We start from the raw sequence: 23,895 nt of genomic DNA, 5'->3' as shown, positions 1-23,895 counted from the left end.
TGGAATTAACAGCATAAAAGGTGGATCCACGACCGCCCGAACGGCCGATGCGCAGCCAGAACGCACAGCGAGTGGTCAATGACACACAGTCATGGCCCCGGCGCGGCCATACACCACATTCGATCTAGACGTGCTCGCCGAACTCGACCAGACTCGGGTTGCACGACGACGAATCCCGTCAAGACCGCCACCGTCTCTTGGTAGGGAGCATCATTGAGCACCGATCTCGCCGTCCAGCTCTACACCGTCCGGGACCTGCTCGCCGCGGACCGGCCCGGCACACTGCGCGCGCTCGCCGAGGCCGGCTACGCCGCGGTCGAGCCGTTCCAGGCCCACCGCGACCCGCACGGGTTGCGGGCCGGCCTCGACGCGGCCGGGCTGTCCGTGTGCAGCGCGCACACGGACGTGCTCGGCCCGGACGCGGACGCCGCGTTCGCGGCCGCGCCGGTCCTCGGCACGGACACGCTGATCCAGGCCTACCTGCCGCCCGAGCGGTTCGCGGACGCGGACGCGGTCGCGGACACCGCCCGCCGCCTCGACGCGGCCGCGATCCGGGCCGCGGACCTCGGGCTGCGCGTCGGATACCACAACCACCACTGGGAGGTGGCCACGCTGATCGGCGGCCGGACCGCGCTGGAGGTCCTCGCGGAGCGGCTCGCCCCGGAGGTGCTCCTCGAGGTCGACCTGTACTGGGCCGCGACCGGCGGCGCGGACGTGCCCGCGCTGCTCGGCCGGCTCGGCGACCGCGTCGGTTATCTGCACGTCAAGGACGGTCCGGCCACGGTCGAGGGCCCGATGACCGCGGTCGGCGACGGCATCGTGCCGATCGCGGCCGCGCTCGCCGCCGCCCCGGCCGGCGCGCGGCGGATCGTGGAACTCGACCGGTGCGCCGGCGACGTCCTCGAGGCCCTGCGGGCGAGCGCGGCGGTGCTGCGATGAACGGCGGTGCTGCGATGAACGGCGGCGCCGCGCTGAACAGCGGTGCCGGGGTGAACAGCGGTGCTGCGGTGAACGGCCCGGTCGGCGTCGCGATCGTCGGCTGCGGCACGGTCAGCCACCAGTACCTGCCCACCCTCGCCGGCTACCCGGACGACGTGCGCGTGGTCGTCTGCGCGGACCTGGACACCGGCCGCGCCGCCACGGTCGCGAAGAAGTACGGCGTGCCGCTCGCCACGGACGTACCCACCGCGATCACGCACCCGGACGTGGAACTGGTCGTCAACCTGACCGTCCCGGCCGCGCACGACGCGGTCGCGGCGGACGCGATCGCGGCCGGCCGGCACGTCTACAACGAGAAGCCGCTGTCGCTGGACCGCGCGTCCGGCGCCCGCATGCTCGGCGCCGCGGCCGCGGCCGGCGTGCGGGTCGGCGGCGCACCGGACACGTTCCTCGCGCCGGGCCTGGCGAACGCGCTGCGCGCGGTGAACGACGGCACCATCGGTACGCCGCAGAGCGCACTGCTGATCATGCAGAGTCCGGGACCGGAGTCGTGGCACCACTCCCCCGAGTTCCTGTACCAGCACGGTGCCGGCCCGCTCTTCGACATCGGCCCCTACTACCTGACCGCGCTCACCGCCGCGTTCGGCCCGGCCGCGCGGGTGGTCGCGCTCGGCCGGCAGGCGTTCGCCGAGCGCACGATCGGCAGCGGCCCGCACGCCGGCACGACGTTCCCGGTCGAGGTGCCGACGCACGTCACCGCGCTGATCGAGTTCACGAACGGCATGATCGCCACGTTGGTGATGAGCTTCGACTCGCCGCTCGGCCGGACCGGCCTGCTGGAGATCACCGGCACCGCCGCCACGCTGGCGCTGCCGGACCCGAACCGGCACCGCGACCACGGCCGGATCCTGCGCCGCGGCGACACCGGGTGGACCGAACTGCCGGTCGCGCCCGGCGACGAGGACCCACACGTCGCACGCGGGCTCGGCGTGGCCGAGATGGCACGCGCGATCCGGGCCGGCGTGCCGCACGCCGCGTCCGGGACCCGGGCGCTGCACGTGCTCGACCTGATGCTCTCCATCGCTGAGTCCGCCGACCGCGGCGAGTACGTGACCGTGGCGAGCACGTTCGACCCGGTGACCGGATGAACGCGCCGCCCCGGCCGCGCGCCACCGATGCGCCGCCACGGCATCGTGCCCGCCACGGCGATCCGGCACGGCCGGCATGAGCACCGTGTTGATCACCGGGGCGGCCGGGACGATCGGGACGCTGCTGCGGCACGCGCGGTCCGGCACGCACGCGCCACCTCCTCCGCTGTCGCAAACCAGCAGGCTTCGCACCGATGACAGACAACGCATCCATGATGGACGATCTGATGGCTGAGAACCATGTCACGGGGAGGTTCAGGATGCGAAGGAAGACGGTGGTGGCGCTCGCCGCGGTCCTGCTGGGGCTGGTGGCGGCGGTGATGCCGGCGGGCGCCTCGACGGCCACGGCGTCGTCCACGGCGGTGTCGATCCGGAACGCGGCAAGCGAGGACTGCCTGCGCCAGCTGTACGGCAGGACCAACCAGCCGACGACCACGGTGTGGGCGGTGGACGCCTGCACGTACGCCGGTGAGCAGTTGTGGCGGTTCGAGTTCGTGGGCGGCGACACCTACCGCGTGGTGAACAACCGGACCGGCTGGTGCCTGTCCGCGCCGAACGGGCCCGGCAGCGAGGTGTTCGCGGAGTACTGCGTCAGCCCGCTGCCGGACAAGCAGAAGTGGACGCCGGTCTGGACCGCCTACGGCGACAACGTGCTGATCAGCGTGCTCTCCGGGGAGTGCATGTCGCAGGAGCCGGACCTGACGCTGTGGGTGCGCTACTTCTACGCCGACGGGTACACGCCGGGTATCCATTGGGTGTGGAGCTGAGCGTCAGCGCAGCATCGGGTTCGCGGCGGGCGGGGGCGTGTCGTCCGCACGGCCGGCGGCGGGCAGCCACAGCACGAACGTGCTGCCCACGCCGACCGTGGAGAAGACCGCCGGCTGCCCGCCGTGCGACTCCACGATCCGCCGCACGATAGCCAGCCCCAGCCCGGTCCGCCACACCCGGAACCGGACGGACGCGCGAACCGACATCGCAAGCCCGGAGCCGCACCCGGCGGTCTGCTGGAGACGCCGCCGGGCGCCCGCGTGACCACATGTCACCAGAACGGACCGAAAACCCGAAGAAAGACCCATCGGCGGGTACGGCCGGAGCGTCCGTGGCGACGAACCGGCCGTTGCCATACTCCGGTGGCATGGCCGGGCTGCCGGATCGGCATTTCCCGCGTACCCCGGTGGGCTGTTCTGATCTTTCATGCACAGCGTGAACTGATCGGAGAATGATGACGACGACCATTGTGGACGAGGCGTTCGACGGGGTGGACGGCGTGCGGCTGCGCGCGGCCATGGGTGAGGAACTGCTCGCGCGGTTCAGCGACGTTCAGGAGCGGGAGCCGGTGGAGCCGACCGCGGAGAACGTGGACGCGTTCGTGGTCGCCCGGGACATCGCCGGCACCGCGGTCGGCTGCGGCGCGCTGCGCGTGCTGGATGACGGCACGGCGGAGGTGAAGCGGATGTACGTGGCACCGGAGGCGCGCGGCACCGGCGCGTCCACCGCGATCCTGCGCGCGCTGGAGGACCGGGCCCGGGAGCGCGGCGTGGTCACGGTGCAGATGGCGACCACGGTGCGGCAGCCGGAGGCGGTCCGGTTCTACGAGCGGGAGGGCTACAAGCGGATCCACAGCTTCGGTCCCTACCCGGAGCATCCGCTGGGCGTCTACCTGGCCCGCGAGATCGACTGACCCGCGGCCCGGCCGCACACAGCCGCGGGACCGGGCCCGGCCGCGAGCGGCAGCCGGCCACCGCCACGCGCCCGGCCCAACGGCAACGCGGCAACGCGGCAACGGCCGAGGCCGTACCCCCGTCCTCGGCCGTTCGCGGTGTCGGTTATGCGGTGGCGGCGCGAGCCGCGGTCACCACGCGGCCGCGGTCGGAGTCGGCGAATCGGGCCAGCATCGCCCGGACCTCGGCCGCGTCCGTGTTCGCGCCGAACAGCTCGGTGCCCGGCTCCATCCGCACGCCCTCGGCCAGCGCCCCGGCGACCACCGGGTCGAACCCGAGCGCGTCGACGACCGCCGCCACCTCCGTCACGTCCTCCGGCGCCCCCGCGATCGCGATCGCCCGCCGGCCCGGCGCACCCGCCGGCAGCGCGCCCTCCTCCAGATCGTGGTAGCCCATGTGGTTGAACGCCTTCACCACGCGCGCGCCGGCCAGATATGCCGCCACGGTCTCGCTCGACGACGTGCGCGGGTCGGTCAGGTCGTCGCGCACGCCGTCCACCTCCCACCAGTAGTTCATCGCGTCGATCACCAGCTTGCCGCGCAGCGCCTCCGCGGGCACGCTCCGGTACTTGCCGAGCGGCAGCGCGAGCACGACCACGTCCGCGCGCGCGACGACCTCGGCACCGGTGACCGGGACCGCGCCCGGCGTCAGGATCTCCACGATCAGCCGGATCCGCTCCGGGTCGCCGGAGCCGGCGATCAGCACGTCGTAGCCGGCCGCGACCGCGAGCCGGGCCAGCACCGTGCCGACCTTGCCGGCGCCGAGAATCCCTACGGTGGTCATCGTTCAGCTCTCCGTCACCATGTCGCGAACCATCGGGAACACCTTCGCGCCGAGCAGTTCGACCGCGCGCAGGCGGGCGCTGACCGGCTGCGCGCCGACGGTGTAGATGAGGTCGAAGCGTTCCACATCGAGCGCCTTCACCGCGCGCGCGATCTTACGCGCCACCGTCTCCGGCGCGCCGACGTAGAGCGAGCCGCTCTCCACCTCGTGGTCGAACTCGGCCCGGCGCAGCGGCGGCCATCCGCGCAACGCGCCGATCCGGTCCCGCTGCACCTTGTAGTGCGGGTAGAACAGCTCCTTCGCGGCCTCGTCGGTGTCCGCGACGAAGCCGGGCGAGTGCATGCCGACCGGGTGTGCGACCGTGCCGAGCTGCTCCGCGGCCCGCCGGTAGAGGTCGACGTAGGGTGCGAACCGTTCCGGCGCGCCACCGATGATGGCCAGCATCAACTTGAGGCCGTGCTGCGCGGTACGGACGACCGACTGCGGCGATCCGCCGACGCCGACCCACGCGTCCATCCGCCCGGACTCGGACTTCGGGAACACGTCGGCGTCGTCGAGCGCGGGCCGGGTGGTGCCCTTCCAGGTCACCGGGTTCTCGTCGAGCAGCTTGACGAAGAGGTCGAGCTTCTCCTCGAACAGCACGTCGTACTTGCTCATGTCGTAGCCGAACAGCGGGAACGACTCGGTGAACGAGCCGCGCCCGAGGATCGGCTGCGCCCGGCCGCCGGAGAGCGCGTCCACGGTCGCGAACCGCTGGAAGACCCGGACCGGGTCGTCCGAGCTCAGCACGGTCACGCCGGAGGCGAGCCCGATCCGTTTGGTGCGGGTGGCGATGCCGGCCAGCACGGTCTCCGGCGTGGAGATCGAGTACTCCGGGCGGTGGTGCTCGCCGAGCGCGATCACGTCCACGCCCAGTTCGTCCGCGAGCACGGCCTCGTCGACGACCTGGCGGATCGCGGCCGCGTGCGTCACGAGCGTGCCGTGGTCGTCCTCCGGGACGTCGCCGAACGTGTCCAGTCCGAGAATCATGGCACTGCCTCCGAGGTAGTTGACACGTCAATAACAGCTATGATGGACACGTCAACTACCGGAGGTCCAGCTTTATGCCCCGCCAACTTCCCGACCGTGACGAACTGCACGTCTGGCGCGAGTTCATCGAGACCACCGACGCGCTGCGCAGCCGGGTGACCGCCCGCCTGCACGACGACACCGGCCTCGGCCCCGGCGACTACGCGGTCCTGCTCGCACTCAGCGAGGCGCCGGACACCCGGCTGCGCTCGTCCGAGCTGGCCGCGGGGATCGGCTGGGAACGCAGCCGGCTCTCCCACCACCTCGGCCGGATGGAACGCCGCGGCCTGATCACCCGCACGGCGTCGCCGGACGACAACCGGGGCGCGTTGATCGTGATGAGCCAGGACGGCGGCGCGGCCTTCCGCGCCGCCACAGTGCCGCACCTGCGGACGGTCCGCGAGCTCTTCGTGGACGCGCTCACACCGGAGCAGCTCGCCGCGGCCGGCGAGATCGCGGCGGCACTCCGGGCACACCTCGCCACCGAGTGACGGGGTCGCTCTCGCCGCCGTAAGACGGCCCACGCCGGATCCGTCTCGCCGCGAGTGACAGCCCGCACCCCGCCTCACGCGTCCTAGGAGGCTAGCCTCATTGCCGTACCGGCGAAAGATCTTAATGGGCTTTCAATAGACCAACTTCAAGATCGACCATAGTCTCTGTGCTGTGGTGGCGGCGCCGCCCGCCCCGGGATCTAGGAGGAGTCTTGGAAAACCCTGCCTCGAGGACCTCGTTCAGCCGACGTCGGATGCTGGTGATCGCGGCAGGAGGAGCGGCCGGTGTGGCGCTGCCCGCCCCCGCCTGGGCGGTGGGTGATCAGCGGCCCGGCGCGGTCCGGCCGCCGGCCCTCACCCCGGGCGACCGGCAGGTGGCCGGCGAGGTGTCGGCCCGCAAGGCGCTGGAGCACCTGCGCGTGCTGTCCGAGCGCATCGGCCCGCGGATCGGTGGCACCCGCTCGGAGAAGCGCGCGGCCGACTACATCGCGCACACGCTGGACCGGCTCGGCTACGACACCACGCTCCAGCCGTTCCCGGTCGCGGACAAGTTCCTCGCCGACCTGGACACGCCCGGCGGCCTTCCCCGCGACCTGTGCTGGCAGGCGGGCGCGTCCGGGCACGCCAGGCTGGACACCACGGTCCGCGGCGAGGTGCTGGACGCCGGCGCCGGCGGCGCGGCCGACTACCCGGAGGACGTGCGCCGCAAGATCCTGCTGGTCGACTACGTGGCCGCGGACCGGGAGACCGTGGTCGCGCTCGCGGTCGCGCGCGGCGCCGCGGCCGTGATCTTCCTGCCCGCCGACCTGGTCGAGCCGCGGCGCGCGTCCGCGTTCAGCCCGACGCTGCCCGGCTCCGCGACCACGCCGGTGACGATCCCGGTGGTCGGCGTGGCGCAGGCGCAGAAGCACCGGCTGCGCGCGCTGCTCGCGGCCGGGCGGCTGCGCAGGCTGACCGTCACCACGACCGCGCACCGCGGCCTGACCTCACACAACGTGCTCGCGGAGCGGCGCAAGGGGGACGGCACCGGCCCGGTCGTCATGGTCAGCGCGCACTACGACACCGTGATCGGCGCGCCGGGCGCGAACGACGACGGCTCCGGCACCGTCCTCAATCTGGAACTGGCCCGGGTGCTGAGGCGCCTGCCGGTCAACGCGACGCTGCGGTTCGGCCTGTGGGGCTCGGAGGAGCAGGGGCTGATCGGCTCCCGCTACTACGTGTCCCAGCTACCGCAGGCGGAACGGGACCGGATCGTCGCCGTGTTCCAGAACGACATGGTCGCGACCAGCTGGGACCCGGCCACCCGCTACTGGCTGCTCTCCTTCACCGGCCTGGCCAACCGCGCCACCGACGAGGTCGCCGCGGCCGCGGACCGGCTCGGTTACGCACCGCAGATCTCCCCGGTCACGTTGCGCGGCTCCAGCGACCACCAGTCGTTCCAGGAGGTCGGCATCGCGTCCGCGAACTTCTCCTGGCGCGGCGAGGAGTCCCCGGCGATCCTCGAACCGCCCTACCACAGCCCGGAGGACACGATCGCGAAGAACATCAGCCTGGAGCGCCTCAAGGTCTCGATGGAGCTGATCGGATCCGCCGCCTACGCCACGGCCCGCAACCCCGCGCTGCCGTAACCGGTTTGTGCCCCGGCGGGTGGGGTAGCCGCATCGTGCCCCACCCCTCAGGCACACAGAGGACCATCATGACCGACATCAAGGGCCCGGAGAACCGCGAGCGCCCGCCCGGCCACGAACTCGCGCAGGAGACCGCGCCGCCCACGTACCCCGGCCCGGCCGGCGGCCGCCTCTCGCTGATCACCGACATCGGTGTGCTGCTGGCCGGCATCTGGCTGGTCATCGCCCCGTTCGTCCTCGGCCTCGACGGCGCCGCATTCTGGAACACGCTGCTCACCGGCGCCGCCACCGTCCTCCTGGCCGCCGCCCGCCTCGCCGCACCCCCGAAGACCAGCCGCCTCGGCCTGATCCACCTGGCCCTCGGCGTCTGGCTGATCGCCTCCCCGTTCCTCCTCGGCTACGGCGACGACCTGATGGCGTCCCGCACCAGCGTCGTCACCGGCGCGGTCATCGCGGTGCTCGCCCTGGCCAGCGCCGCTTCCGGAGGACGCTCCCGAAGCGTGATCCGCGACTCCTGACCTGCCGGCGTCAGGTGAACGCGCCAACGATCCATGATCCAGGCGTCATCGCAGCCGTTGGAACGACTGCGATGGCGCCTGGATCGCCGTGAGGCCGGAACGTCGGCGAACCTGGCGCGCCGCGAGGCCGGCCGGCCGGTGCGTCACGGCTCTCGGACAGGGACCGGCCCCGCCTCGCCGGCGGCGGTGCGGGCCGCGGTGACGAAGGCGGCGACGGTGCGGGACCGGCTGTTCGCGGGCCAGGCGAGGACGAGCGTGGTCGGCGGTGCGTCGAGGACGGGACGGTAGGCGACGCCCGGGTGCGGGCGGGCCGCCGCGGACTCGGTGACCAGGGAGACCACGCGGCCGAGCACGATGAGCTGGAGCAGCTCGCCCACCTCGGCGATCGGCGGGCCGGGAGCCGCGATCGCGGCCTCCGGCCAGCGGGGCACGGGCAGGCCGGCGAGGTCGGCTAGGGTGAGCGAGTCGCGGGCGGCCAGCGGGTGGTTGCCGGCGAGCGCGAGGACCCGGCGCTCCGTGTGCAGCGGCTCGCTGTCCAGGCCGGTCAGGTCGTTCTGCGGGTGGTGCAGCAGCGCCAGGTCGGCGCGGCCGTCACGGACCATGGCGGCCCGCTCACCGATCGAGAAGATCAGCTCCACCGGTACGGATCCGGGCTGCGCCGCGTACCCGCCGAGGATCGCGGGCAGCAGCCCGGAGTCGCCGCCGGCCTTCAGCGCGAGCACCAGACCGGGGGCCGGCCGGCCCGCGCGCCGGGTGCGCCGGGTCGCGGCCGCCACCGCGGCCAGCGCCGCGCGTCCCTCGCTGAGCAGCACCTCGCCGGCCGGGGTGAGCCGCGCGGAACGGCTGGTGCGCTCCAGTAACGGCACGCCGAGCCGGTGCTCGAGCCGGCGAATCGCGCGGGACAGCGGCGGCTGCGCGATGCCGAGCCGGTCCGCGGCCCGCCCGAAGTGCAGCTCCTCCGCGACCGCGACGAAGTACCGCAGCTCGCGCGTCTCCAGGTCGTCCATACCGCCAGGGTATCGATCGAGAGCCGATCGATCTTGGAGCGGAGCCCGCCGCGGTGGTCGGATCGACGCATGACAGACGAACGCATCGCGCTGGTCACCGGCGCGAACAAGGGCATCGGCGCGGCCATCGCGGAGGGCCTGGCCGGGCACGGCCTCACCGTCCTGGTCGCGGCCCGCGACCCGCGGAAGGCCGCCGACGCCGCCGACCGGATCGGCGGGCACCCGATCACGCTGGACGTGACCGGCGACGACTCGGTCACCGCCGCCGCCCGCACGGTCGAGGACCGGTTCGGCCGGCTCGACGTCCTGGTCAACAACGCCGGCATCTCCGGCGGTCCGCGCCAGGCGCCCGGCGCCGTCGACCTGGACACGATTCGGTCGATCTTCGACACGAACCTGTTCGGCGTCATCCGGGTGACCGAGGCGTTCCTCCCGCTGCTCCGGCGCGGCACCGGCGCCCGGGTGGTCAACGTCTCCAGCGGCACCGCGTCGATGACCTGGATGACCGACCCCGGGCGCACCTTCGCGGCCCGCGGCACGATGGCCGGCTACCCGGTGTCCAAGGCCGCGCTGAACATGCTCACCGTCCAGTACGCCAAGGCGCTCGCCGACGCCGGCATCACGGTCAACGCCGTCGCACCGGGCGCCTGCGCCACCGACTTCACCGCCGCGCTCGGCCTGTCCCTCGACCGCACCGCCGCCCAGGGCGCCGCCGTCGCCGTCCACCTGGCCACCACGCCCGGCCACGCCACCGCCTCCTTCCTCTCCGACGAGGGACCCGTCCCCTGGTGACGCCCGGCGGCGTGGCCTCGATCGCGTATGACCGTCGGGCCCGGTTCCGGTGGTCTCATCCGCGGATCGGGCTACGAGTGGTCTCGCGGCCACGGATCATGCAGGAAGGCCGGCCGCCCGGTGCCCGCGGGAGCGGTGACCGCGTGATGCGGAGGCCGGGGTCCGCGAGAGCCTGACGATCGCGGTGGCTGCCGTCCACGTCGGACGCCGGCCACCGCTCTCGTCGCTCGGCGCGCGCCTCCGTCATCGACGTGCGCCTTTCGCCGAAAGGCGGGCGCCGCCGCGGCGGCCGGTGATGGCCACGACCGCCGCCCGGACCGGCGCGACGGTCAGAGCCGCGCACCTGAGATCGCCGGAAACCCGCACCCATCCGCCGCCGCATGGGCACCGAATCCCTCATAACAGTCCTGACCCGGACTCAAGACACAATGAGGGGACTTATCACCATGCGTACGATTCGTATGATCGCCGTCGCGAGTGCCGCCACGCTCTGCCTCGGGCTCGCCGCCTGTGGCCAGGGAGACGACGCGGAGACCGCGAGCCCGGCCTCGACCGGGATGGCCACGCCCACCGCGATGGCACCGTCGTCTGCCACCGCGACCGCGGCGGAGTTCGGCCCCGGCTGCGCGGCGGTGCCGGCCGACCCGGCGAACGCGGGCAGCTTCCAGGCCATGGCGCAGGTGCCGGTCGCGACCGCCGCGTCCGGCAACCCGCTGCTGACCACGCTGGTCACCGCGGTCAAGGAGGCCGCCCTGGTCGACTCGCTGAACAGCGCGCCCGCGCTGACCGTGTTCGCGCCGGTCGACGCCGCGTTCGCGAAGATCCCGAAGGCGGACCTGGACAAGGTCCTCGCGGACAAGAAGCAGCTGACCGACGTTCTCACCTACCACGCGGTGTCCGGGAAGCTGGCGCCGGCGGACCTCGCGGGTACGCACAAGACGCTGCAGGGCGGGGAGCTGACCGTCGCGGGCAGCGGCGAGTCGTTCACGGTCAACGGCAACGCGGCCGTGGTCTGCGGCAACGTGCAGACGGCGAACGCGACCGTCTACATCATCGACACCGTCCTCATGCCGAAGAGCTGACCGTGCGGTCGCCTGCGAACCTGTTCAGCGGGCTGATCGCGGCCGGAGCCGGGGTCGCGGCGGGCGAGCTTCTCGCCGCCGCGGCCCGGCCCGGGGCCAGCCCGGTCCTCTCGGTCGGCGCCGCCGTCATCGACGCCACGCCGACACCGGTCAAGGAGTTCGCGGTCCGCACCGCCGGCACCGCGGACAAGCCGCTGCTGCTGACCGGCATCGTGCTCCTCACGGCACTGCTCGCGGCCGGTCTCGGCGTCGCGGCGGCCCGCCGTCCACTGTGGGGCATCCTCGGCTTCGCCGTCTTCGGCCTCGCCGGCGCGCTCGCGGCTGCCACCCGGCCGGACGCCGGCGCCATGGACGCACTGCCGTCGCTGCTGGCCGGCCTGGTCGCGGCGGTCACCCTGACCGCGCTGACCGCACTCCGCCCGGCCGGCGACCGCACGATCAGAAAGACCGATGACCATCTCGCGGGTACGCCGAACGCTCCCGAACACGGCGACAGCGCACTGAGCGGCGGCCGGGCCGGCGCGCACGCGCCGGACGGCAACCAGGTCAGCGCGCACGCGCCGGACGGCAACCAGGTCAGCGCGCACGCGCCGGACGACAGCCAAGTCAGCGCGCACGCGCCGGACGGCAACCAGGTCAGCGCGCACGCGCCGGACGGCAACCAGGTCAGCGCGCACGCGCCGGACGGCAACCAGGTCAGCGCGCACGCGCCGGACGGCAGGCTCGCGGGCGCGCGCGTCCCGGACGGCAGCCAAGTCAGCGCGCGCGTGCCGGGCGGCGATCGGCCCGGCGAACCCGTGCCGGAGAGCGACGGAGCCGGGAGCACGCGGCGGGCCTTCGTGGTCACCGCGGGGCTGGTGGCCGGCGGGGCCGCGGTGGCCGGTGGGGTGACCGGGGTGTTGCGGCGGCGGGCCTCGGTGTCCGTGGCCGAGTCGCGGGCCGCGGTGCGGTTGCCGGTGCCGGGCGAGGCCGCTCCCCCGCTGCCGCCGGGCACGCCGGCGGACTTCGTGACCGCGAACGCGGACTTCTATCGCGTCGACACCGCGCTCACGCTGCCCCGGATCGACCCGGACGCCTGGCGGCTGCGCATCCACGGCATGGTCGGCAACCCGGTCACGCTGAGCCTCGGCGAGCTGCTCGCACGGCGTACCGTCGAACGGTTCATGACCTTGACCTGTGTCTCCAACGAGGTCGGCGGGCCGTATACCGGAACGGCGCGCTGGCTCGGCGTACCGCTGAAGGATCTGCTCGACGACGCAGGCGTGGACGCGGGCGCGGATCAGCTGGTGGCGCGCGGTGCGGACGGCATGACGATCGGGACGCCGACGCGGGTGATCATGGACGGGCGGGACGCGATGCTCGCGGTCGGGATGAACGGGGAGCCGCTGCCGGTCACGCACGGCTTCCCGGTGCGGATGCTGACGCCCGGACTGTACGGGTACGCCGGTTCCTGCAAGTGGATCACCGAGTTGGAGCTGACCACGTTCGCTCGCTACGACGCCTACTGGGTCGCACGGGGCTGGGCCGCGGAAGGGCCGGCGAAGACCGCGTCCCGGATCGACCGGCCGGCGCCGTTCGCCCGGCTCGCATCGGGCACGGAGGTCACGATCTCCGGCGTGGCCTGGGCGCTGCACACCGGGATCGCGGGCGTCGAGGTGCAGGTCGACGACGGGGCGTGGCAGGCCGCGACCGTGCTGCCACCGCCGTCCGGCGACACCTGGGTGCAGTGGCGGCTGCCGTGGACGCCGGCGCCGGGCGGGCACACGCTGCGGGTCCGGGCGACCGACCGCACCGGGGCGGTGCAGACCGACGCGCGCGCCACCCCGTTCCCGGACGGCGCGACCGGCCGGCACACCATCTCGGTTTCCGCGTCATGATCTGCCGCGATCGCGGCTCCCGTGCCACGATGACGGCATGGAGAAGAAGAGCGAGCCGCGCGCCGCGACCGAGCGCTGGCGGCAGATGCCGGACCGGGTCCGTCCGGAGGACGGGCACGCGACCACGCCCGCCAGCCCGCCACCGGCCAACCAGGTGATCAGCGGCGACGCGCCGATCCTGCCGCCTCAGGGCTGAGGGAGCGCGACCGCGGTCACGCGGTCAAGCTCGGCGAGCGGGTCTGGGTCCGATCGGTGAGGAACTCGTCGATCGGACGCGGAACGCCACGGTCCCGCACGCCACCGGCAGCCGGGGACGCCTGCCGGGTCCCCGGCGGCATCCCCGCGCCCGGCAGCATCCGCACCGCCCGCGGCCGATTCGTCGCCGCCGGAACGTGCGGCATCCCCGCGCCCGGCGGCAACCGCACCGCCCGCGGCCGATTCGTCGCCGCCGGAACGTGCGGCATCCCCGCGCCCGGCGGCAACCGCACCGCCCGCGGCCGGTGCGTCGCCGCCGGAACGTGGCGCCGCAGTCGCTGACCGGCCGCGTTCCCGCTCGCGCTCGCGCAGCCGGTCAGCTCAGGAACGACTCCAGCACGTCGACGACCAGCGCGTGGTCCTCGGCCTGCGGCAGGCCGGAGACCGTGACCACGCCGACCACGCCGACGTCGCGGACGTGGATCGGGAACGCGCCGCCGTGCGCCGCGTACTCCGCCGGGTCGACGCCCTGGCTCTCGTCGAGCGTGCGGCCCTTCGCGGCGAGGCGGCGGCCGACCAGGTAGGAGCTGGCCTGGAACCGCTCGACCACGCGGACCTTCCGGTCGATCCAGCGGTCGTTGTCCGGCGCGGTGCCGGGCAGCGCCGCGTGGAACAGCTGCTGGCCGGCGCGGCGGATGTCGATCGTGACGGACAGGCCGCGTTCCCGGGCGGTGTCGGTCAGCAGCACGCCGAGCCGCCACGCGACGTCGTTGTCGAAGCGGTCGAACCGCAGCCGCTTCTCCTGCTCCTCGATGCGCGTGATCAGGTCGGCGTCGCTCATCTGCGTACCCTCCGTGTCCGTGAGGTCCTGATCTTTTCATGATGCGGCGGCCGCGCGTCGGAATGCCGACGCCCGACCGGCCCCGCTTTGTGATCTTGATCCTTGGGCGGCGGTGTGCGGCGCCGATGACACCCGGTCCTTGCACACGTTCAGTAAGGTTCGCCGCATACCGCAACGGGGAACAGGAGTCACAGATGCACGGTCCGCGTCACGACGAGATTGTGAAGTCACTGGTCGAGCTGCTGATCGCGGCACTCCCGGACGGCAGGGACCGGATCGTCGCGACCGGCGAGGCCGACCTCGGCCACTCCACCTCGTCACTCACCGTGGTCAGTCCGGATGGTTCGGTCACGCCGGTCGCGTCGCTGCCGGAGTTCGACCTGACGCTGATCAAGCTCTATGACGACACCGTGGACGCGGACGCGGAGCCGTGGAACACGTACACGCTGACGGTGCAGCGGGACGGCGCGTTCACGATCGCGCTGTCCTACGTGTCGCCGGAGGGCTGAGCCGCCACTACTCCAGCGCCTTCAGGTGATCGAAGTCGTAGGAGCCGGGCGGCGGGACCACGAGACAGAACTCGTTGCCCTGCGGGTCGGCCAGCGTCGCGATCTCGTAACCGTTGTCGTCGTGCGGCGCCCGGACCAGCTGGGCGCCGAGCGCGAGGAACCGGCCCAGCTCACCGCGCATGTCGGTGAGCTGGATGTCCAGGTGCATGCGATTCTTGCCGCGCTTCTCCTCCGGGACGGCCTGGAAGATCATGTCGGGCCAGCGGCCGGCCGGGTCGACGATGCGCTGGTAGGGCGGTTCCCAGGCGCCGACCCGGAACCCCAGCGCCTGGGACCAGAAGTCGGCGAGCGGCTGCGGGTCGACGCAGTCGAGAATGTGGACCAGGCGCATGGAGCGGTGGCCTCCCGTCAAACCGATAGATGAAAGTCTCGCCACAACCTAGCCACATCAGGCCGTCCTGTCAGGACGCAGTCCCCATCCGGGGCACAACACCACGAATCGCCACCGGTGCGCCCGGTCCGCCGCCGGGCCGGGAACGGTACTCGGCAACGCCGACGCAGGTGAACAGCAGCGTGACGAGCGTGTCGTCCTCGCGCAGCAGGGCGGGCACCGCGGAGTCGAGGAACGTCATGCCGGTCGCGGTGGCGCCCAGCGCGTACGCGGCCAGGTGCAGCCGCCCCTCGACGATCCCCGCGGCCAGCTGCGCCTCACGGTAGCCGCGATCGTCCAGTGTGGAGCCGTCGATCGCGGCGATCACCACGTAGGCCGCGTCGCCGCCGAGCGCCTGGTCGAGACAGATCCGGGTCAGCTCGTCGCGCAGGTCGCCGGCGTACACCGGGGTGCCCAGGTCCGGCCAGCGATAGAGGCCGGGCGGCACGCCGTCGACACCGTGCACCGCGATCCAGTGCGGCACGTCGATGCCCCGAAGGGCGGCCGCCAGCGGCCAGTCAAGAGCCTGCGCGGGTACGGTCCGGGAGCGGTCCATCCGGCGCTGCGACCCACGACGGCGGATGACGTCGTCGATCGTCTCCTCGCCGGGCCGCGCCGCCGGCGTTCCGGGCTGCGAGCCCGGAGTCTCCGCCTTCCCGGCCGGCGTCCCGGGCTGCGGGCCCGGCGTCTCGGGCTGGGTGTCCGGCGGGGTGGGGCGTGGTGTCGGCTCGATCGGGGGTGCGGGTGGCCACGGGTCGCCCGGCGAGCCGGAGTCGCCGGCCCGCTGGGCCGCGGTGACGAGGGGGAACTCCACCTCGGGCAGCTCGCCGTGCGCCGCCGGGCCGGCCGGTGCGGTGGCCGGAACGCCACCGTCCACCGTGAGCAGCGCGAGCGGGAACTCGTGCACGCCGTCCGCGCCGACCAGGTCCCGAACCCGGGCGTCCGGGAAGCGGGTGATCAGCCGGGGTGCGTGACCGGCGCTGACGGCCACGGCCTCGAGCTGCGACAGCAGCGTGCCGGCGTCCCAGTAGAGGTGCCGGAAGCCGCGCTCGGCGTAGCGCCAGCCGGTGCGCCACGGCACGCCGGTGACCACGAGCGCGGTGGCACCGCCGGCCGCCGGGCCGACCTGGACCAGCGCGTGCGCGACCGGGTCGTACCAGTGCACGCCGTCCGGGACGCCGACGACGCCGGTGGTGACCGCGTAGACCTCCAGCGGGAACCGGGCACCGGCCGAGCCGGACGCGCGGAACAGCACCGTCCTGCCGTTACGCTCGGTGGTGCGCACCACGCCGGCGCCGAGGAACAGGATCCGGCCGAGCCGGGCCGCGTCCAGCGGTGCGGACGGCCCGGGACGGCCGGACAGCACCGCGGTGGCGGCGACGTCCGGCGCGGCGAGGTCGCGGGGCAGCGCGGTGACGGGCAGCCCCGGCGGGTACGCCTTCACCGGCGGCGGGAGCGTGTCCGGATCGTTCGGCGCGAGATCGTGCCGCACGCGCGGATCGTCCGCGGGCTCGTCCCACTCGCGATCCGGCAGGTATGACGTCAGCCGGTGCAGCAGACCGGCGCCCGAGTCGAGATCCACGCGCCCATCCTGGCAGACACGCGGCGACGCCGATGAGCGGTCTTCCGGCGCCCGGCGTCACACTGACACGGTGCGGGCCCGCTCGCCGGCGACGCCGAACCCGTGCCGATCACCCGCGCGCTCAGGCGAGGCCCGTGATCGGCGTCTCCGGGAAGTGCCGGCGTCGCGGCGACCAGGTCGGCGTGGTATAAAAATGACGGTATAGAAATACCGTATTTGCGAGGGAGATCGTCGTGATCGAGTTGAAGTCCGCCGGGGAGATCGAGCGGATGGCGGTGACCGGAACGTTCGTCGGCGAGCTGCTGGCCGAGCTGAAGACGGTCGCGGCGGTCGGGGTCAACCTGATGGACATCGAGCGGCACGCGCGCGGGCGGATCAAGGAGCGCGGCGCGGAGTCGTGCTACTGGGACTACGCGCCGTCGTTCGGGCGCGGGCCGTTCCGCAACGTGCTGTGCCTGTCGGTGAACGACGCGGTGCTGCACGGCCTGCCGCACGACTACGTGCTGGCCGACGGCGACCTGCTCAGCATCGACATGGCGGTCGGGATCGACGGATGGGTGGCCGACTCCGCGCTGTCGTTCGTCGTCGGCACGCCCGACCCGGCCGACCTGAAGCTGATCGAGGCCACCGAGGTGGCGCTGGACGCGGCCATCGCGGCCGCACGGCCCGGCGGGAAGCTCGGCGACGTCTCCGCCGCGATCGGCGAGGTCGCGCACTCCTACGGTTACCGGGTCAACGCCGAGTTCGGCGGCCACGGCATCGGCCGGACCATGCACGAGGACCCGCACGTGTCCAACACCGGCCGGGCCGGCCGCGGCATGAAGCTCACCCCGGGCCTCACGGTCGCCCTCGAGCCCTGGCTCTGCGCCACCACCGACAAGATCACCTACGACGCCGACGGCTGGACCATCCGCTCCGCCGACGGCTCCCGCACCGCCCACTCCGAGCACACCGTCGCCATCACCCCCGACGGCCCTCGCGTCCTCACCCTCCGCCCCACGAAAACCCCCGCCGCGGCCTGAGACCGCACCACCGCGCAGGCCGCGGCGGGTCTTCGGTGACCAGCATCGGCACCGGCTCCGCCGCGGCGACCGGAGCGGCGGCGGAGGCCGCCGCGCGGTTTGCCCGCGGGAGCATGCGGGCCGCACCAGGCCGGAAGCGGGAAGATCGAGCTCTTGATCTGCCCGGCCCCGGCCCGGCCCGAAGCTGGCGGCTGTGGGACGACCGAGACGCACATCAGCTGCGGGGGGCACTACACAGTGCGGAGGGCCAGGTCGTAGATGGTGCGGACCTTGGCGGCGTAGCGGCGGGCGTTGGGGATGCGGAGGCGGCGGACGTAGCGTTCGAGCTCGTCGGGGCGGTTGGCGAGCAGGTGGAACTCGACGATGTGGCCGACCAGGAACGCGGGTGAGAGGTCCTCGGTGACGATGCGCGAGTCGCCCTCGTGGTCGCGGAGGTAGGCGACCAGTTTCAGCTGAACGTACCGGGCCAGTTCGGCGCCGTTGGCGGTGACGACGCCGGCGAGCTCGCGCACGCCGACGCCGGCCGCCTCGAGGTCCTGCCTGAGGAGTTCGCCGAGGACCGCCGGCTCGGGGCCGCTGTGCAGCGGCAGGCCGCACCGGGACAGCACGTCGTGCAGCACGGCCTGGTACGAGTCGGAGGCGACGAACTCGTCGAGACTGACGCTCATCTGATCATTTTGCCGCTTCAGCGGTCCGGAACCGGGTGAATCGCCAACTCCTCCGCGGTCGCGCCGCCACCGGCCGCGCCGGCGTCGTAGGCGATCGACTGCGATTCGCGGTCCTGCTCGAGGCCTTCGTCCGGTTCGACGAGCCGGCCGACCGGGCGGTCACCGATGCCGGTGTCGTACATCGAGACCTTGGAGTCCAGGTGCGGGTCGACCGGGCCGCCGTCGTCGAGCGACGTGTCGGGGTCGACCACGTCCACGTCGGTGCCGGCCGCGTCCGGGTCGAACGACTCCGCCGAGGTCGGTGACGGGCGGGTGTCCGCCCTGATGGCGGCCTCGTCGAGCGCGGGGTCACGCACCTCACGACCGATCTTCAGGTCGAGCGACTCGCCCTGGCGGGCTTCCTCCGGCGTGGTCCCGAAGTGGTCGACGGCGAGCGGCCGGTCGTCGCGGTCCAGCGGCAGCGCGGCCGGGTCGGGGCCGTCGGCCTCGCGGCCGGTGGCCACGTCGTCCCGGGCGGTGGAGTCGTCGTCGGCGATATCGGGCAGGCCCTCGGACTCCGGGTCGGAGACGGGCTGCGGGTAGGTGTTGTCGGACATGTCTGCGGTCTACCCAGACGTGCGGGTTCCACACGCGTGTTTGCGGACGGTGACGACGGGTACGCCGACCGGGCGAAGCACGGCAGGAACGACGGAGGGATGGCCGCATGACGAGCGCAGGAGAGAAGCCGGACGGCGTCTGGCGGGACGAGGAGCGGCTGCCGCTGTCCGAGCTGGCCGCCGCGGTCGCGACCTCGCCGGCGGACGGCCAGACCGACGACCCCACCGGCAACGACGCGGGCATCGAGGACGTGGACCGGACGCGGGACGAGAACGACCGCGCGCTCCGGACCGACTTCACCGGCCCGACCGGCCCGAACTGAGCCGCCCGGACCGACCCATTCGCCCGGCCCTGACACACTCGATCGTGTCAGGGCCCTCGACCCTCTGGAGCGCTCCCCCGTGTTTCTGATCTTCGGCTTCCGGACCAAGGCCGAGTCGCTCGGCTGGGTGCCGGACGCCTGCCGAGTCTGCGGTCAGGCCGGCAGCCTGCTGCTGGTCCGCGAGGTCACCAAGTTCAGCCTGTTCTTCATCCCACTGATCCCGGTACGCTCCAAGTACGTGGTGCGCTGCCAGAACGCGTTCTGCCACGCGGAGACGCGGATCGGAAGCGACGAGGCCCGCCGCCTCCAGGCCGCGGCCCGCTGACCGGCCACATGATCGGGGCGTCCCCCACGTCGCTGGAGCGACATGGGGAACGCCCCGATCACGGCAGTGAGCGGCAGTGAGCGGCGGTCAGGCCGCCTGCGCGAGGCAGACCGTGAACAGCCCGTCGTCGTCGGTCCAGCGCTGGCGCAGCCGGAACCCGGCCGTCGCCAGCTCGTCGCGCAGCCGCTCCGGGCGGAACTTCGCGGAGATCTCGGTCCGCAGCAGCTCGCCGCGCGCGAAGTCGACGACCAGATCAAGGCCGCGCACGGGTACGCGCATCGCCTCCTGGGCCCGCAGCCGCATCTCGATCCACTCGTTGCCGTCGTCCCAGACCGCCACGTGGTCGAAGCGCTCCGGCTCGAACCCGGCGTCCAGATGGTGGTTGATCACCCGGAGCACGTTGCGGTTGAAGTCCGCGGTGACGCCGGCCGCGTCGTCGTAGGCGGGCAGCAGCGTCCGTACGTCCTTGACCAGGTCCGCGCCGAGCAGCAGCCACTCCCCCGCGTCGAGCACGTCCCGCACGCCGGCCAGGAACTCCGCGCGCTCGACCGGCAGCAGGTTGCCGATCGTGCCGCCGAGGAACGCGATCATGCGGCTGCCACCGTCCGGCAGGTGGTGCAGGTGCCGGGTGTAGTCGCCGACGATGCCGCGCACGGACAGCGCCGGGTAGGCCGCGTCCAGCCGGGTGACCGCGTCGGCGAGCGCGGACGCGGACACGTCGAGTGGCACGAACGCGCCGAGCGTGCCGTGCGCGAGCAGCGCGTCGAGCAGCAGCCGGGTCTTCTCCGACGAGCCGGAGCCCAGCTCGACCAGCGTCTTCGCCTCGGTGATCCGGGCGATCTCGCCGGCCCGCGCGAGGAGGATCGCGCGCTCGGCCCGGGTCGGGTAGTACTCGGGCAGCTCGGTGATCTCCTCGAACAGCTCACTGCCGCGCGCGTCGTAGAACCACTTCGGGGGCAGCCACTTCCGCGCGGCGGTCAGGCCGGTGCGGACGTCGGCGCGCAACGCGGCGGCGAGGTCCCGCTCGTCGAGATGGGTTTCCAGGTTCACGATGCCTCCAGCGGCGTCAGGTCCAGAGTGGATCGGGTCGCTTCGAGCAGGTGGTCGTCCGGTACCTCCGTCCAGGCGGGGTCGTCGTCGAGCGGTTCCGAGCTGACGGTCACCGCGCGCTGACGATTCACACAGGACAGTGCGTGACCCCGTGTCGTGGCGGCGATCCGGCGGCCGTCGGTCAGCAGCAGGTTGAGCCGTGAGTCAGGAGCGGTGGCGCGCACGGAGACGGCCACGTCGCGCAGGGCCGCGCCCGGACCGGCGCCGGACCGCAGCCGGTGCCGGACCAGTGCCCAGAGCAGCGCGGCGTCGGTCGGTGCGTCCAGCGTGAGCAGGTCGCGGACCGGCAGCGTCTCGGCGAGCTTCGTCATCGAGTCCGGCCAGCCGGTGACCCGGCCGTTGTGGCTGAACAGCCACGGGCCCTCCGCGAACGGCGCGGCCGCGCTCTCGGTGACCGGCATGCCGGCGGTCGCGGAGCGCACGGCCGCGAGGACCGCGCCGGACGTCGTCGCCCCGGCCAGGGCCATCAGCGACGGGTCCGACCAGATCGGGGTGGCGCGCCGGTAGCGGACCGGTTCGGCGGCGCCGGCCGGGAACCAGCCGACGCCGAATCCGTCCACGTTGACCGTGCCGCCGCCCCGCATGTCGCGCGGCGCCCACGCCTGACGGCACAGCGCGTGCGGCGCATCGAAGAGCAGATTCTTCAGCGGTACGGGTGGCCCGAGGTATGCCAGGTGGCGGCACATCAGGCGAGTTCCTCCGGGCGGGCGTCGCGCGCGCACCGGAAGCCGCTGAAGATCTGCCGCCGGATCGGGTAGTCCCAGTTGCGGAACGTGCCCCGGCAGGCGGCCGCGTCCGTGCCGAACGACCCGCCGCGCAGCACCTTGTGGTCCGGGCCGAAGAACACCTCCGAGTACTCCCGGTACGGAAACGCGCGGAACCCGGGATATCCGTGGAAGTCCGAGGACGTCCACTCCCACACGTCGCCGATCAGCTGGTGCACGCCGAGCGGCGACGCGCCCTCGGGGTAGGCGCCGGCCGGTGCCGGTCGCAGGTGCCGCTGGCCGAGGTTGGCGTGCCGGGCCTCCGGCGGGTCGTCGCCCCACGGGAAGCGGCGGGAGCGCCCGGTCGCCGGATCGAAGCGGGCCGCCTTCTCCCACTCGGCCTCGGTCGGCAGCCGCCGCCCGGCCCAGCGGGCGAAGGCGCGCGCCTCGTACCAGCAGACGTGCACGACCGGCTCGTCCGGGACGATCCGCTCGGTGCGGCCGAACCGGGTGTAGGTCTCGCCGTCCGGGTTCCAGTGCGCGGGCGCGACCAGGCCGGCCTTCACGCGGTAGGCCCAGCCGTCCTCGCCCCACCAGCGCGGGTCGTCGTAGCCGCCGGCCGCGATGAACTCGGCGTAGCGGGCGTTGGTGACCGGGGCCGCGTCGATGAAGAACGCGGGCACGTGCACCTGGTGTGCCGGGCGTTCGTTGTCCAGGGCCCAGGGCTCCACATCCGTACCCATGGTGAACGGTCCTGGGGGTATCAGCACCTCGTTCTTGATCTTCGCGGTCGCGGGCGGGGGCGGGTCCTCGGCGAGGACCGGCGGCCCGGTGCGGAGCTGGTGGGTGGCGAGCATGGTCTCGTCGTGCTGCTGCTCGTGCTGGACGATCATGCCGAACGCGAAGCCGTCCGCGACCAGCGGGCGGCCGTCCATCCGCACCGAGTCGAGCACGTCCAGGGCCTTGTCCCGGACCTGGCGGACGTACGCACGGGCCTCGGCCGGGTTGAGCAGCGGCAGCGCGGGACGGTCGCGGCGCGGGTGCTTGAACGCGTCGTAGAGCTCGTCGATGTCGCGGCGCACCGGCTCACGGCCGCCGACGTCGCGGACCAGCCACAGCTCCTCCTGGTTGCCGACGTGCGCCAGATCCCAGACCAGCGGCGACATCAGCGGCGAGTGCTGGCGGATCAGGTCGGTGTCGTCGACGGCCTCGGTCAGCGTCTCGGTCCGCGCGCGGGTGCGCTCCAACTCCGCGGCAACGGACAGGCGTATGTCAGGGCTCACGGTCAGGGCTCCTCACGGGTCGGGCGGACAGACGCCGCCCGGAGATGGCGGCCACCCGGTCGCGCAGGCGCGCGGGCAGGCCGGTGCGGTCGAGGTTGCGGCAGGCCAGGTCGAGCAGGGCGGATGCGGCGGCGCCGACGGCCGGGCAGGCGAGACCCTCGCGGGCCGCCTCCTGCCAGCGGTCGCGGGCCGGTGCGGCCAGGTCCCGGGCGCGGTCGAGGACGGCGTCGTCGAGCAGCGCGGTCAGGACCGCGGCCGGTGCGATCCACTCGTCGCCGGGCTGCGCGTCCAGGTATCGGATCTCCAGGTAGCCGCGCGGGCGGACCGGCGGGAACAGCGTGCCGAGGTGATATTCGAGGTCCTCGACCGTGGGCGGGCGGGGCAGCCGGCCGCGGATCCAGCCGGCGAAGGTGAGGCCGGGCGGGGCGTCCCAGTCGCCGTCGTCGCGGCGCAGGCAGAGCAGCGGCGCGGCGAGTGCGTACCGCGCCCAGGTCGCGGCCGGGTCGGCGCCGGTGCCGACCGGGCGGGTGAGGCCGGGTTCCATGCCGTACCAGGTCGCCATCCGGCCGCAGGCCCAGCCGGTGTCCCGGCCGGCCCGGAACCGGGAGGTGGCGAACGCGGCCAGCAGCGGCGGCCCGAACTCGTGCACCGCGGCCCAGCGCCGGGCCACGTCGCCGGGCCGGCCCGCGTCCAGGCAGACCTGGAGGCCGGCGGTACTGCACATCATGATCCGCCCGTGCTCGCCGCGCCGGTCGAAGAGGCGCTGCATCGCGCCGTACCGGGGCGTGTGCAGCAGCCGGCGCGGTGGACGGTGGGGATCGAGGCCGGTGCCGCCGAGTCTCAGCCCGGCGCGGGCGAGGTGGGCGGTGAGTTCGGCGCGGCCCGCTTCGACGGAGTCGTAGAGGCCGGCGAGCGATGCGGCCGGTGCGGAGGAGAGCTCGACCTGTCCGCCCGGTTCGACCGTGACGGTGCCGCCGCCGGGGAGATCCTGCGCGGGGGCGGGGTTGCCGAGCGTGCCGGGCGCGTAGGGCCCGAGAGCGTCACGCAGATGTTCGGTGGTGAGCGGCGACGACGGTGACGCCGCGTGGTGCACTGTCCATTCGAGTTCGACGCCGACTCGCCGTGGTGGCCCGGTCTTGAAACAGATGCCGCTGACGTGCTCCGCGGCATCGGAGATCGCGGATAGTTCCAGCATGATCCCGACGATACCCGTGACCATCGGTGCCCACACCACTACATCATGACGTTTCTCG

General features: G+C 73.3%; 28 protein-coding genes. 15 read left to right on the top strand and 13 right to left on the bottom strand.

Going from position 1 to position 23,895, the window contains the following annotated elements:
- Positions 1 to 213 precede the first annotated feature (213 nt).
- The 3 genes from J2S43_RS12100 to J2S43_RS12090 all read left to right on the top strand — a co-directional run bounded on the left by J2S43_RS12100 (position 214) and on the right by J2S43_RS12090 (position 2,854).
- Entirely contained in the window at positions 214 to 939 is a 726-nt protein-coding gene (locus J2S43_RS12100) for a sugar phosphate isomerase/epimerase family protein (RefSeq protein WP_306829012.1), read from the top strand.
- Positions 936 to 2,087, top strand: a complete 1,152-nt coding sequence (locus J2S43_RS12095; RefSeq protein ID WP_306829011.1) for a Gfo/Idh/MocA family protein — start codon at positions 936 to 938, stop codon at positions 2,085 to 2,087. The genes J2S43_RS12100 and J2S43_RS12095 overlap by 4 nt, the downstream gene beginning before the upstream one ends.
- Positions 2,088 to 2,347: 260 nt before the next feature.
- Entirely contained in the window at positions 2,348 to 2,854 is a 507-nt protein-coding gene (locus J2S43_RS12090; protein ID WP_306829010.1) for an RICIN domain-containing protein, read from the top strand.
- Positions 2,855 to 2,857: 3 nt separating this feature from the next.
- Here the strand turns inward: J2S43_RS12090 and J2S43_RS12085 are convergent, their stop codons facing one another.
- Entirely contained in the window at positions 2,858 to 3,061 is a 204-nt protein-coding gene (locus J2S43_RS12085) for an ATP-binding protein (protein WP_306829009.1), read from the bottom strand.
- A gap of 248 nt (positions 3,062 to 3,309) precedes the next feature.
- On the opposite strand from J2S43_RS12085, the gene J2S43_RS12080 reads away from it, so the two are divergent.
- On the top strand, positions 3,310 to 3,768 hold the full coding sequence (locus tag J2S43_RS12080) for a GNAT family N-acetyltransferase (RefSeq protein ID WP_306829008.1): 459 nt from the start codon (positions 3,310 to 3,312) through the stop codon (positions 3,766 to 3,768).
- Between the two features lie 145 nt (positions 3,769 to 3,913).
- Here J2S43_RS12080 and J2S43_RS12075 read toward each other — a convergent pair whose 3' ends face one another.
- Together J2S43_RS12075 and J2S43_RS12070 are read right to left on the bottom strand one after the other, a co-directional pair.
- Positions 3,914 to 4,591, bottom strand: a complete 678-nt coding sequence (locus J2S43_RS12075) for an NADPH-dependent F420 reductase (protein ID WP_306829007.1) — start codon at positions 4,589 to 4,591, stop codon at positions 3,914 to 3,916.
- A 3-nt stretch (positions 4,592 to 4,594) separates the two neighbouring features.
- Entirely contained in the window at positions 4,595 to 5,620 is a 1,026-nt protein-coding gene (locus J2S43_RS12070; protein ID WP_306829006.1) for an LLM class flavin-dependent oxidoreductase, read from the bottom strand.
- A 74-nt stretch (positions 5,621 to 5,694) separates the two neighbouring features.
- On the opposite strand from J2S43_RS12070, the gene J2S43_RS12065 reads away from it, so the two are divergent.
- The 3 genes from J2S43_RS12065 to J2S43_RS12055 all read left to right on the top strand — a co-directional run bounded on the left by J2S43_RS12065 (position 5,695) and on the right by J2S43_RS12055 (position 8,296).
- Complete coding sequence (locus J2S43_RS12065) at positions 5,695 to 6,150, top strand: MarR family winged helix-turn-helix transcriptional regulator (protein ID WP_306829005.1); 456 nt, start codon at positions 5,695 to 5,697, stop codon at positions 6,148 to 6,150.
- Between the two features lie 287 nt (positions 6,151 to 6,437).
- Positions 6,438 to 7,778 (top strand): M28 family peptidase, encoded by a 1,341-nt coding sequence (locus tag J2S43_RS12060; RefSeq protein ID WP_306829004.1) that lies wholly within the window; start codon positions 6,438 to 6,440, stop codon positions 7,776 to 7,778.
- A 68-nt stretch (positions 7,779 to 7,846) separates the two neighbouring features.
- Positions 7,847 to 8,296: an SPW repeat protein gene (locus tag J2S43_RS12055; RefSeq protein ID WP_306829003.1), complete on the top strand. Its 450-nt coding sequence runs from the start codon at positions 7,847 to 7,849 to the stop codon at positions 8,294 to 8,296.
- A gap of 143 nt (positions 8,297 to 8,439) precedes the next feature.
- Here J2S43_RS12055 and J2S43_RS12050 read toward each other — a convergent pair whose 3' ends face one another.
- Positions 8,440 to 9,303 (bottom strand): LysR family transcriptional regulator, encoded by an 864-nt coding sequence (locus tag J2S43_RS12050; RefSeq protein WP_306829002.1) that lies wholly within the window; start codon positions 9,301 to 9,303, stop codon positions 8,440 to 8,442.
- 69 nt (positions 9,304 to 9,372) lie between these two features.
- On the opposite strand from J2S43_RS12050, the gene J2S43_RS12045 reads away from it, so the two are divergent.
- The 4 genes from J2S43_RS12045 (at position 9,373) to J2S43_RS12030 (ending at position 13,250) form a co-directional block, all read left to right on the top strand.
- A complete protein-coding gene (locus tag J2S43_RS12045; protein WP_306829001.1) occupies positions 9,373 to 10,095 on the top strand; it encodes an SDR family NAD(P)-dependent oxidoreductase in 723 nt (240 codons plus the stop codon).
- 446 nt (positions 10,096 to 10,541) lie between these two features.
- A complete protein-coding gene (locus tag J2S43_RS12040; protein ID WP_306829000.1) occupies positions 10,542 to 11,177 on the top strand; it encodes a fasciclin domain-containing protein in 636 nt (211 codons plus the stop codon).
- A 2-nt stretch (positions 11,178 to 11,179) separates the two neighbouring features.
- A complete protein-coding gene (locus J2S43_RS12035; RefSeq protein ID WP_306828999.1) occupies positions 11,180 to 13,054 on the top strand; it encodes a molybdopterin-dependent oxidoreductase in 1,875 nt (624 codons plus the stop codon).
- 37 nt (positions 13,055 to 13,091) lie between these two features.
- Positions 13,092 to 13,250: a hypothetical protein gene (locus J2S43_RS12030; RefSeq protein ID WP_306828998.1), complete on the top strand. Its 159-nt coding sequence runs from the start codon at positions 13,092 to 13,094 to the stop codon at positions 13,248 to 13,250.
- Positions 13,251 to 13,625: 375 nt separating this feature from the next.
- Here J2S43_RS12030 and J2S43_RS12025 read toward each other — a convergent pair whose 3' ends face one another.
- The gene (locus J2S43_RS12025; protein WP_306828997.1) at positions 13,626 to 14,090 is read right to left on the bottom strand and encodes a heme-degrading domain-containing protein; all 465 of its coding nucleotides are present in this window, start codon (positions 14,088 to 14,090) and stop codon (positions 13,626 to 13,628) included.
- A 194-nt stretch (positions 14,091 to 14,284) separates the two neighbouring features.
- On the opposite strand from J2S43_RS12025, the gene J2S43_RS12020 reads away from it, so the two are divergent.
- The gene (locus J2S43_RS12020; RefSeq protein WP_306828996.1) at positions 14,285 to 14,599 is read left to right on the top strand and encodes a hypothetical protein; all 315 of its coding nucleotides are present in this window, start codon (positions 14,285 to 14,287) and stop codon (positions 14,597 to 14,599) included.
- A gap of 7 nt (positions 14,600 to 14,606) precedes the next feature.
- Here the strand turns inward: J2S43_RS12020 and J2S43_RS12015 are convergent, their stop codons facing one another.
- Positions 14,607 to 14,990 carry a VOC family protein gene (locus J2S43_RS12015; protein ID WP_306828994.1) on the bottom strand — a complete coding sequence of 128 codons (384 nt, stop codon included), beginning with the start codon at positions 14,988 to 14,990 and terminating at the stop codon, positions 14,607 to 14,609.
- Between the two features lie 70 nt (positions 14,991 to 15,060).
- The gene (locus tag J2S43_RS12010) at positions 15,061 to 16,611 is read right to left on the bottom strand and encodes a nitroreductase family protein (protein ID WP_306828992.1); all 1,551 of its coding nucleotides are present in this window, start codon (positions 16,609 to 16,611) and stop codon (positions 15,061 to 15,063) included.
- A 233-nt stretch (positions 16,612 to 16,844) separates the two neighbouring features.
- On the opposite strand from J2S43_RS12010, the gene map reads away from it, so the two are divergent.
- Complete coding sequence (gene map, locus J2S43_RS12005) at positions 16,845 to 17,633, top strand: type I methionyl aminopeptidase (protein WP_306828991.1); 789 nt, start codon at positions 16,845 to 16,847, stop codon at positions 17,631 to 17,633.
- 230 nt (positions 17,634 to 17,863) lie between these two features.
- On the opposite strand, the gene J2S43_RS12000 is transcribed toward map, so the two are convergent.
- On the bottom strand, positions 17,864 to 18,301 hold the full coding sequence (locus J2S43_RS12000; protein ID WP_306828990.1) for a hypothetical protein: 438 nt from the start codon (positions 18,299 to 18,301) through the stop codon (positions 17,864 to 17,866).
- A 17-nt stretch (positions 18,302 to 18,318) separates the two neighbouring features.
- Positions 18,319 to 18,897 (bottom strand): DUF5709 domain-containing protein, encoded by a 579-nt coding sequence (locus J2S43_RS11995; RefSeq protein ID WP_306828989.1) that lies wholly within the window; start codon positions 18,895 to 18,897, stop codon positions 18,319 to 18,321.
- A 107-nt stretch (positions 18,898 to 19,004) separates the two neighbouring features.
- Between J2S43_RS11995 and J2S43_RS11990 the strand changes: the two genes are divergently transcribed.
- Positions 19,005 to 19,220 carry a hypothetical protein gene (locus J2S43_RS11990; RefSeq protein ID WP_306828988.1) on the top strand — a complete coding sequence of 72 codons (216 nt, stop codon included), beginning with the start codon at positions 19,005 to 19,007 and terminating at the stop codon, positions 19,218 to 19,220.
- A gap of 79 nt (positions 19,221 to 19,299) precedes the next feature.
- Positions 19,300 to 19,545, top strand: coding sequence for a zinc ribbon domain-containing protein (locus tag J2S43_RS11985; RefSeq protein ID WP_306828987.1), 246 nt, complete (start codon positions 19,300 to 19,302; stop codon positions 19,543 to 19,545).
- Positions 19,546 to 19,632: 87 nt separating this feature from the next.
- Here the strand turns inward: J2S43_RS11985 and egtD are convergent, their stop codons facing one another.
- From egtD to egtA, 4 genes are read right to left on the bottom strand one after another with little or no spacing between them, the layout of a single operon-like run.
- A complete protein-coding gene (gene egtD, locus J2S43_RS11980) occupies positions 19,633 to 20,598 on the bottom strand; it encodes an L-histidine N(alpha)-methyltransferase (RefSeq protein WP_306839259.1) in 966 nt (321 codons plus the stop codon).
- Complete coding sequence (gene egtC / locus J2S43_RS11975; protein ID WP_306828986.1) at positions 20,592 to 21,341, bottom strand: ergothioneine biosynthesis protein EgtC; 750 nt, start codon at positions 21,339 to 21,341, stop codon at positions 20,592 to 20,594. The genes egtD and egtC overlap by 7 nt, the downstream gene beginning before the upstream one ends.
- Positions 21,341 to 22,642: an ergothioneine biosynthesis protein EgtB gene (gene egtB, locus J2S43_RS11970; protein WP_370881616.1), complete on the bottom strand. Its 1,302-nt coding sequence runs from the start codon at positions 22,640 to 22,642 to the stop codon at positions 21,341 to 21,343. Before egtB ends, egtC begins: the two co-directional genes overlap by 1 nt.
- Positions 22,632 to 23,837 carry an ergothioneine biosynthesis glutamate--cysteine ligase EgtA gene (gene egtA, locus J2S43_RS11965; RefSeq protein ID WP_306828985.1) on the bottom strand — a complete coding sequence of 402 codons (1,206 nt, stop codon included), beginning with the start codon at positions 23,835 to 23,837 and terminating at the stop codon, positions 22,632 to 22,634. The genes egtB and egtA overlap by 11 nt, the downstream gene beginning before the upstream one ends.
- Positions 23,838 to 23,895: the final 58 nt, after the last annotated feature.

This window comes from Catenuloplanes nepalensis, from assembly GCF_030811575.1.
Classification (GTDB): Bacteria; Actinomycetota; Actinomycetes; order Mycobacteriales; family Micromonosporaceae; genus Catenuloplanes; species Catenuloplanes nepalensis.
The sequence above is the reverse complement of the archived record's forward strand: the minus strand, read 5'-3'. Positions and strand labels throughout refer to the sequence as shown.

Excerpts from the sequence above, each read along its gene's own strand:
- J2S43_RS12040 (WP_306829000.1), top strand. The coding sequence starts at position 10,542 with ATGCGTACGATTCGTATGATCGCCGTCGCGAGTGCCGCCACGCTCTGC.
- J2S43_RS12095 (WP_306829011.1), top strand. The coding sequence starts at position 936 with ATGAACGGCGGTGCTGCGATGAACGGCGGCGCCGCGCTGAACAGCGGT.
- J2S43_RS12000 (WP_306828990.1), bottom strand. The coding sequence starts at position 18,301 with ATGAGCGTCAGTCTCGACGAGTTCGTCGCCTCCGACTCGTACCAGGCC.
- J2S43_RS12050 (WP_306829002.1), bottom strand. The coding sequence starts at position 9,303 with ATGGACGACCTGGAGACGCGCGAGCTGCGGTACTTCGTCGCGGTCGCG.
- J2S43_RS12075 (WP_306829007.1), bottom strand. The coding sequence starts at position 4,591 with ATGACCACCGTAGGGATTCTCGGCGCCGGCAAGGTCGGCACGGTGCTG.
- J2S43_RS12085 (WP_306829009.1), bottom strand. The coding sequence starts at position 3,061 with ATGTCGGTTCGCGCGTCCGTCCGGTTCCGGGTGTGGCGGACCGGGCTG.
- J2S43_RS12045 (WP_306829001.1), top strand. The coding sequence starts at position 9,373 with ATGACAGACGAACGCATCGCGCTGGTCACCGGCGCGAACAAGGGCATC.
- egtC (WP_306828986.1), bottom strand. The coding sequence starts at position 21,341 with ATGTGCCGCCACCTGGCATACCTCGGGCCACCCGTACCGCTGAAGAAT.
- J2S43_RS12025 (WP_306828997.1), bottom strand. The coding sequence starts at position 14,090 with ATGAGCGACGCCGACCTGATCACGCGCATCGAGGAGCAGGAGAAGCGG.
- egtA (WP_306828985.1), bottom strand. The coding sequence starts at position 23,837 with ATGCTGGAACTATCCGCGATCTCCGATGCCGCGGAGCACGTCAGCGGC.
- J2S43_RS11995 (WP_306828989.1), bottom strand. The coding sequence starts at position 18,897 with ATGTCCGACAACACCTACCCGCAGCCCGTCTCCGACCCGGAGTCCGAG.
- J2S43_RS12065 (WP_306829005.1), top strand. The coding sequence starts at position 5,695 with ATGCCCCGCCAACTTCCCGACCGTGACGAACTGCACGTCTGGCGCGAG.
- J2S43_RS11990 (WP_306828988.1), top strand. The coding sequence starts at position 19,005 with ATGACGAGCGCAGGAGAGAAGCCGGACGGCGTCTGGCGGGACGAGGAG.
- J2S43_RS12090 (WP_306829010.1), top strand. The coding sequence starts at position 2,348 with ATGCGAAGGAAGACGGTGGTGGCGCTCGCCGCGGTCCTGCTGGGGCTG.
- J2S43_RS12020 (WP_306828996.1), top strand. The coding sequence starts at position 14,285 with ATGCACGGTCCGCGTCACGACGAGATTGTGAAGTCACTGGTCGAGCTG.
- J2S43_RS12015 (WP_306828994.1), bottom strand. The coding sequence starts at position 14,990 with ATGCGCCTGGTCCACATTCTCGACTGCGTCGACCCGCAGCCGCTCGCC.
- J2S43_RS12030 (WP_306828998.1), top strand. The coding sequence starts at position 13,092 with ATGGAGAAGAAGAGCGAGCCGCGCGCCGCGACCGAGCGCTGGCGGCAG.
- J2S43_RS12070 (WP_306829006.1), bottom strand. The coding sequence starts at position 5,620 with ATGATTCTCGGACTGGACACGTTCGGCGACGTCCCGGAGGACGACCAC.
- J2S43_RS12080 (WP_306829008.1), top strand. The coding sequence starts at position 3,310 with ATGACGACGACCATTGTGGACGAGGCGTTCGACGGGGTGGACGGCGTG.
- J2S43_RS12055 (WP_306829003.1), top strand. The coding sequence starts at position 7,847 with ATGACCGACATCAAGGGCCCGGAGAACCGCGAGCGCCCGCCCGGCCAC.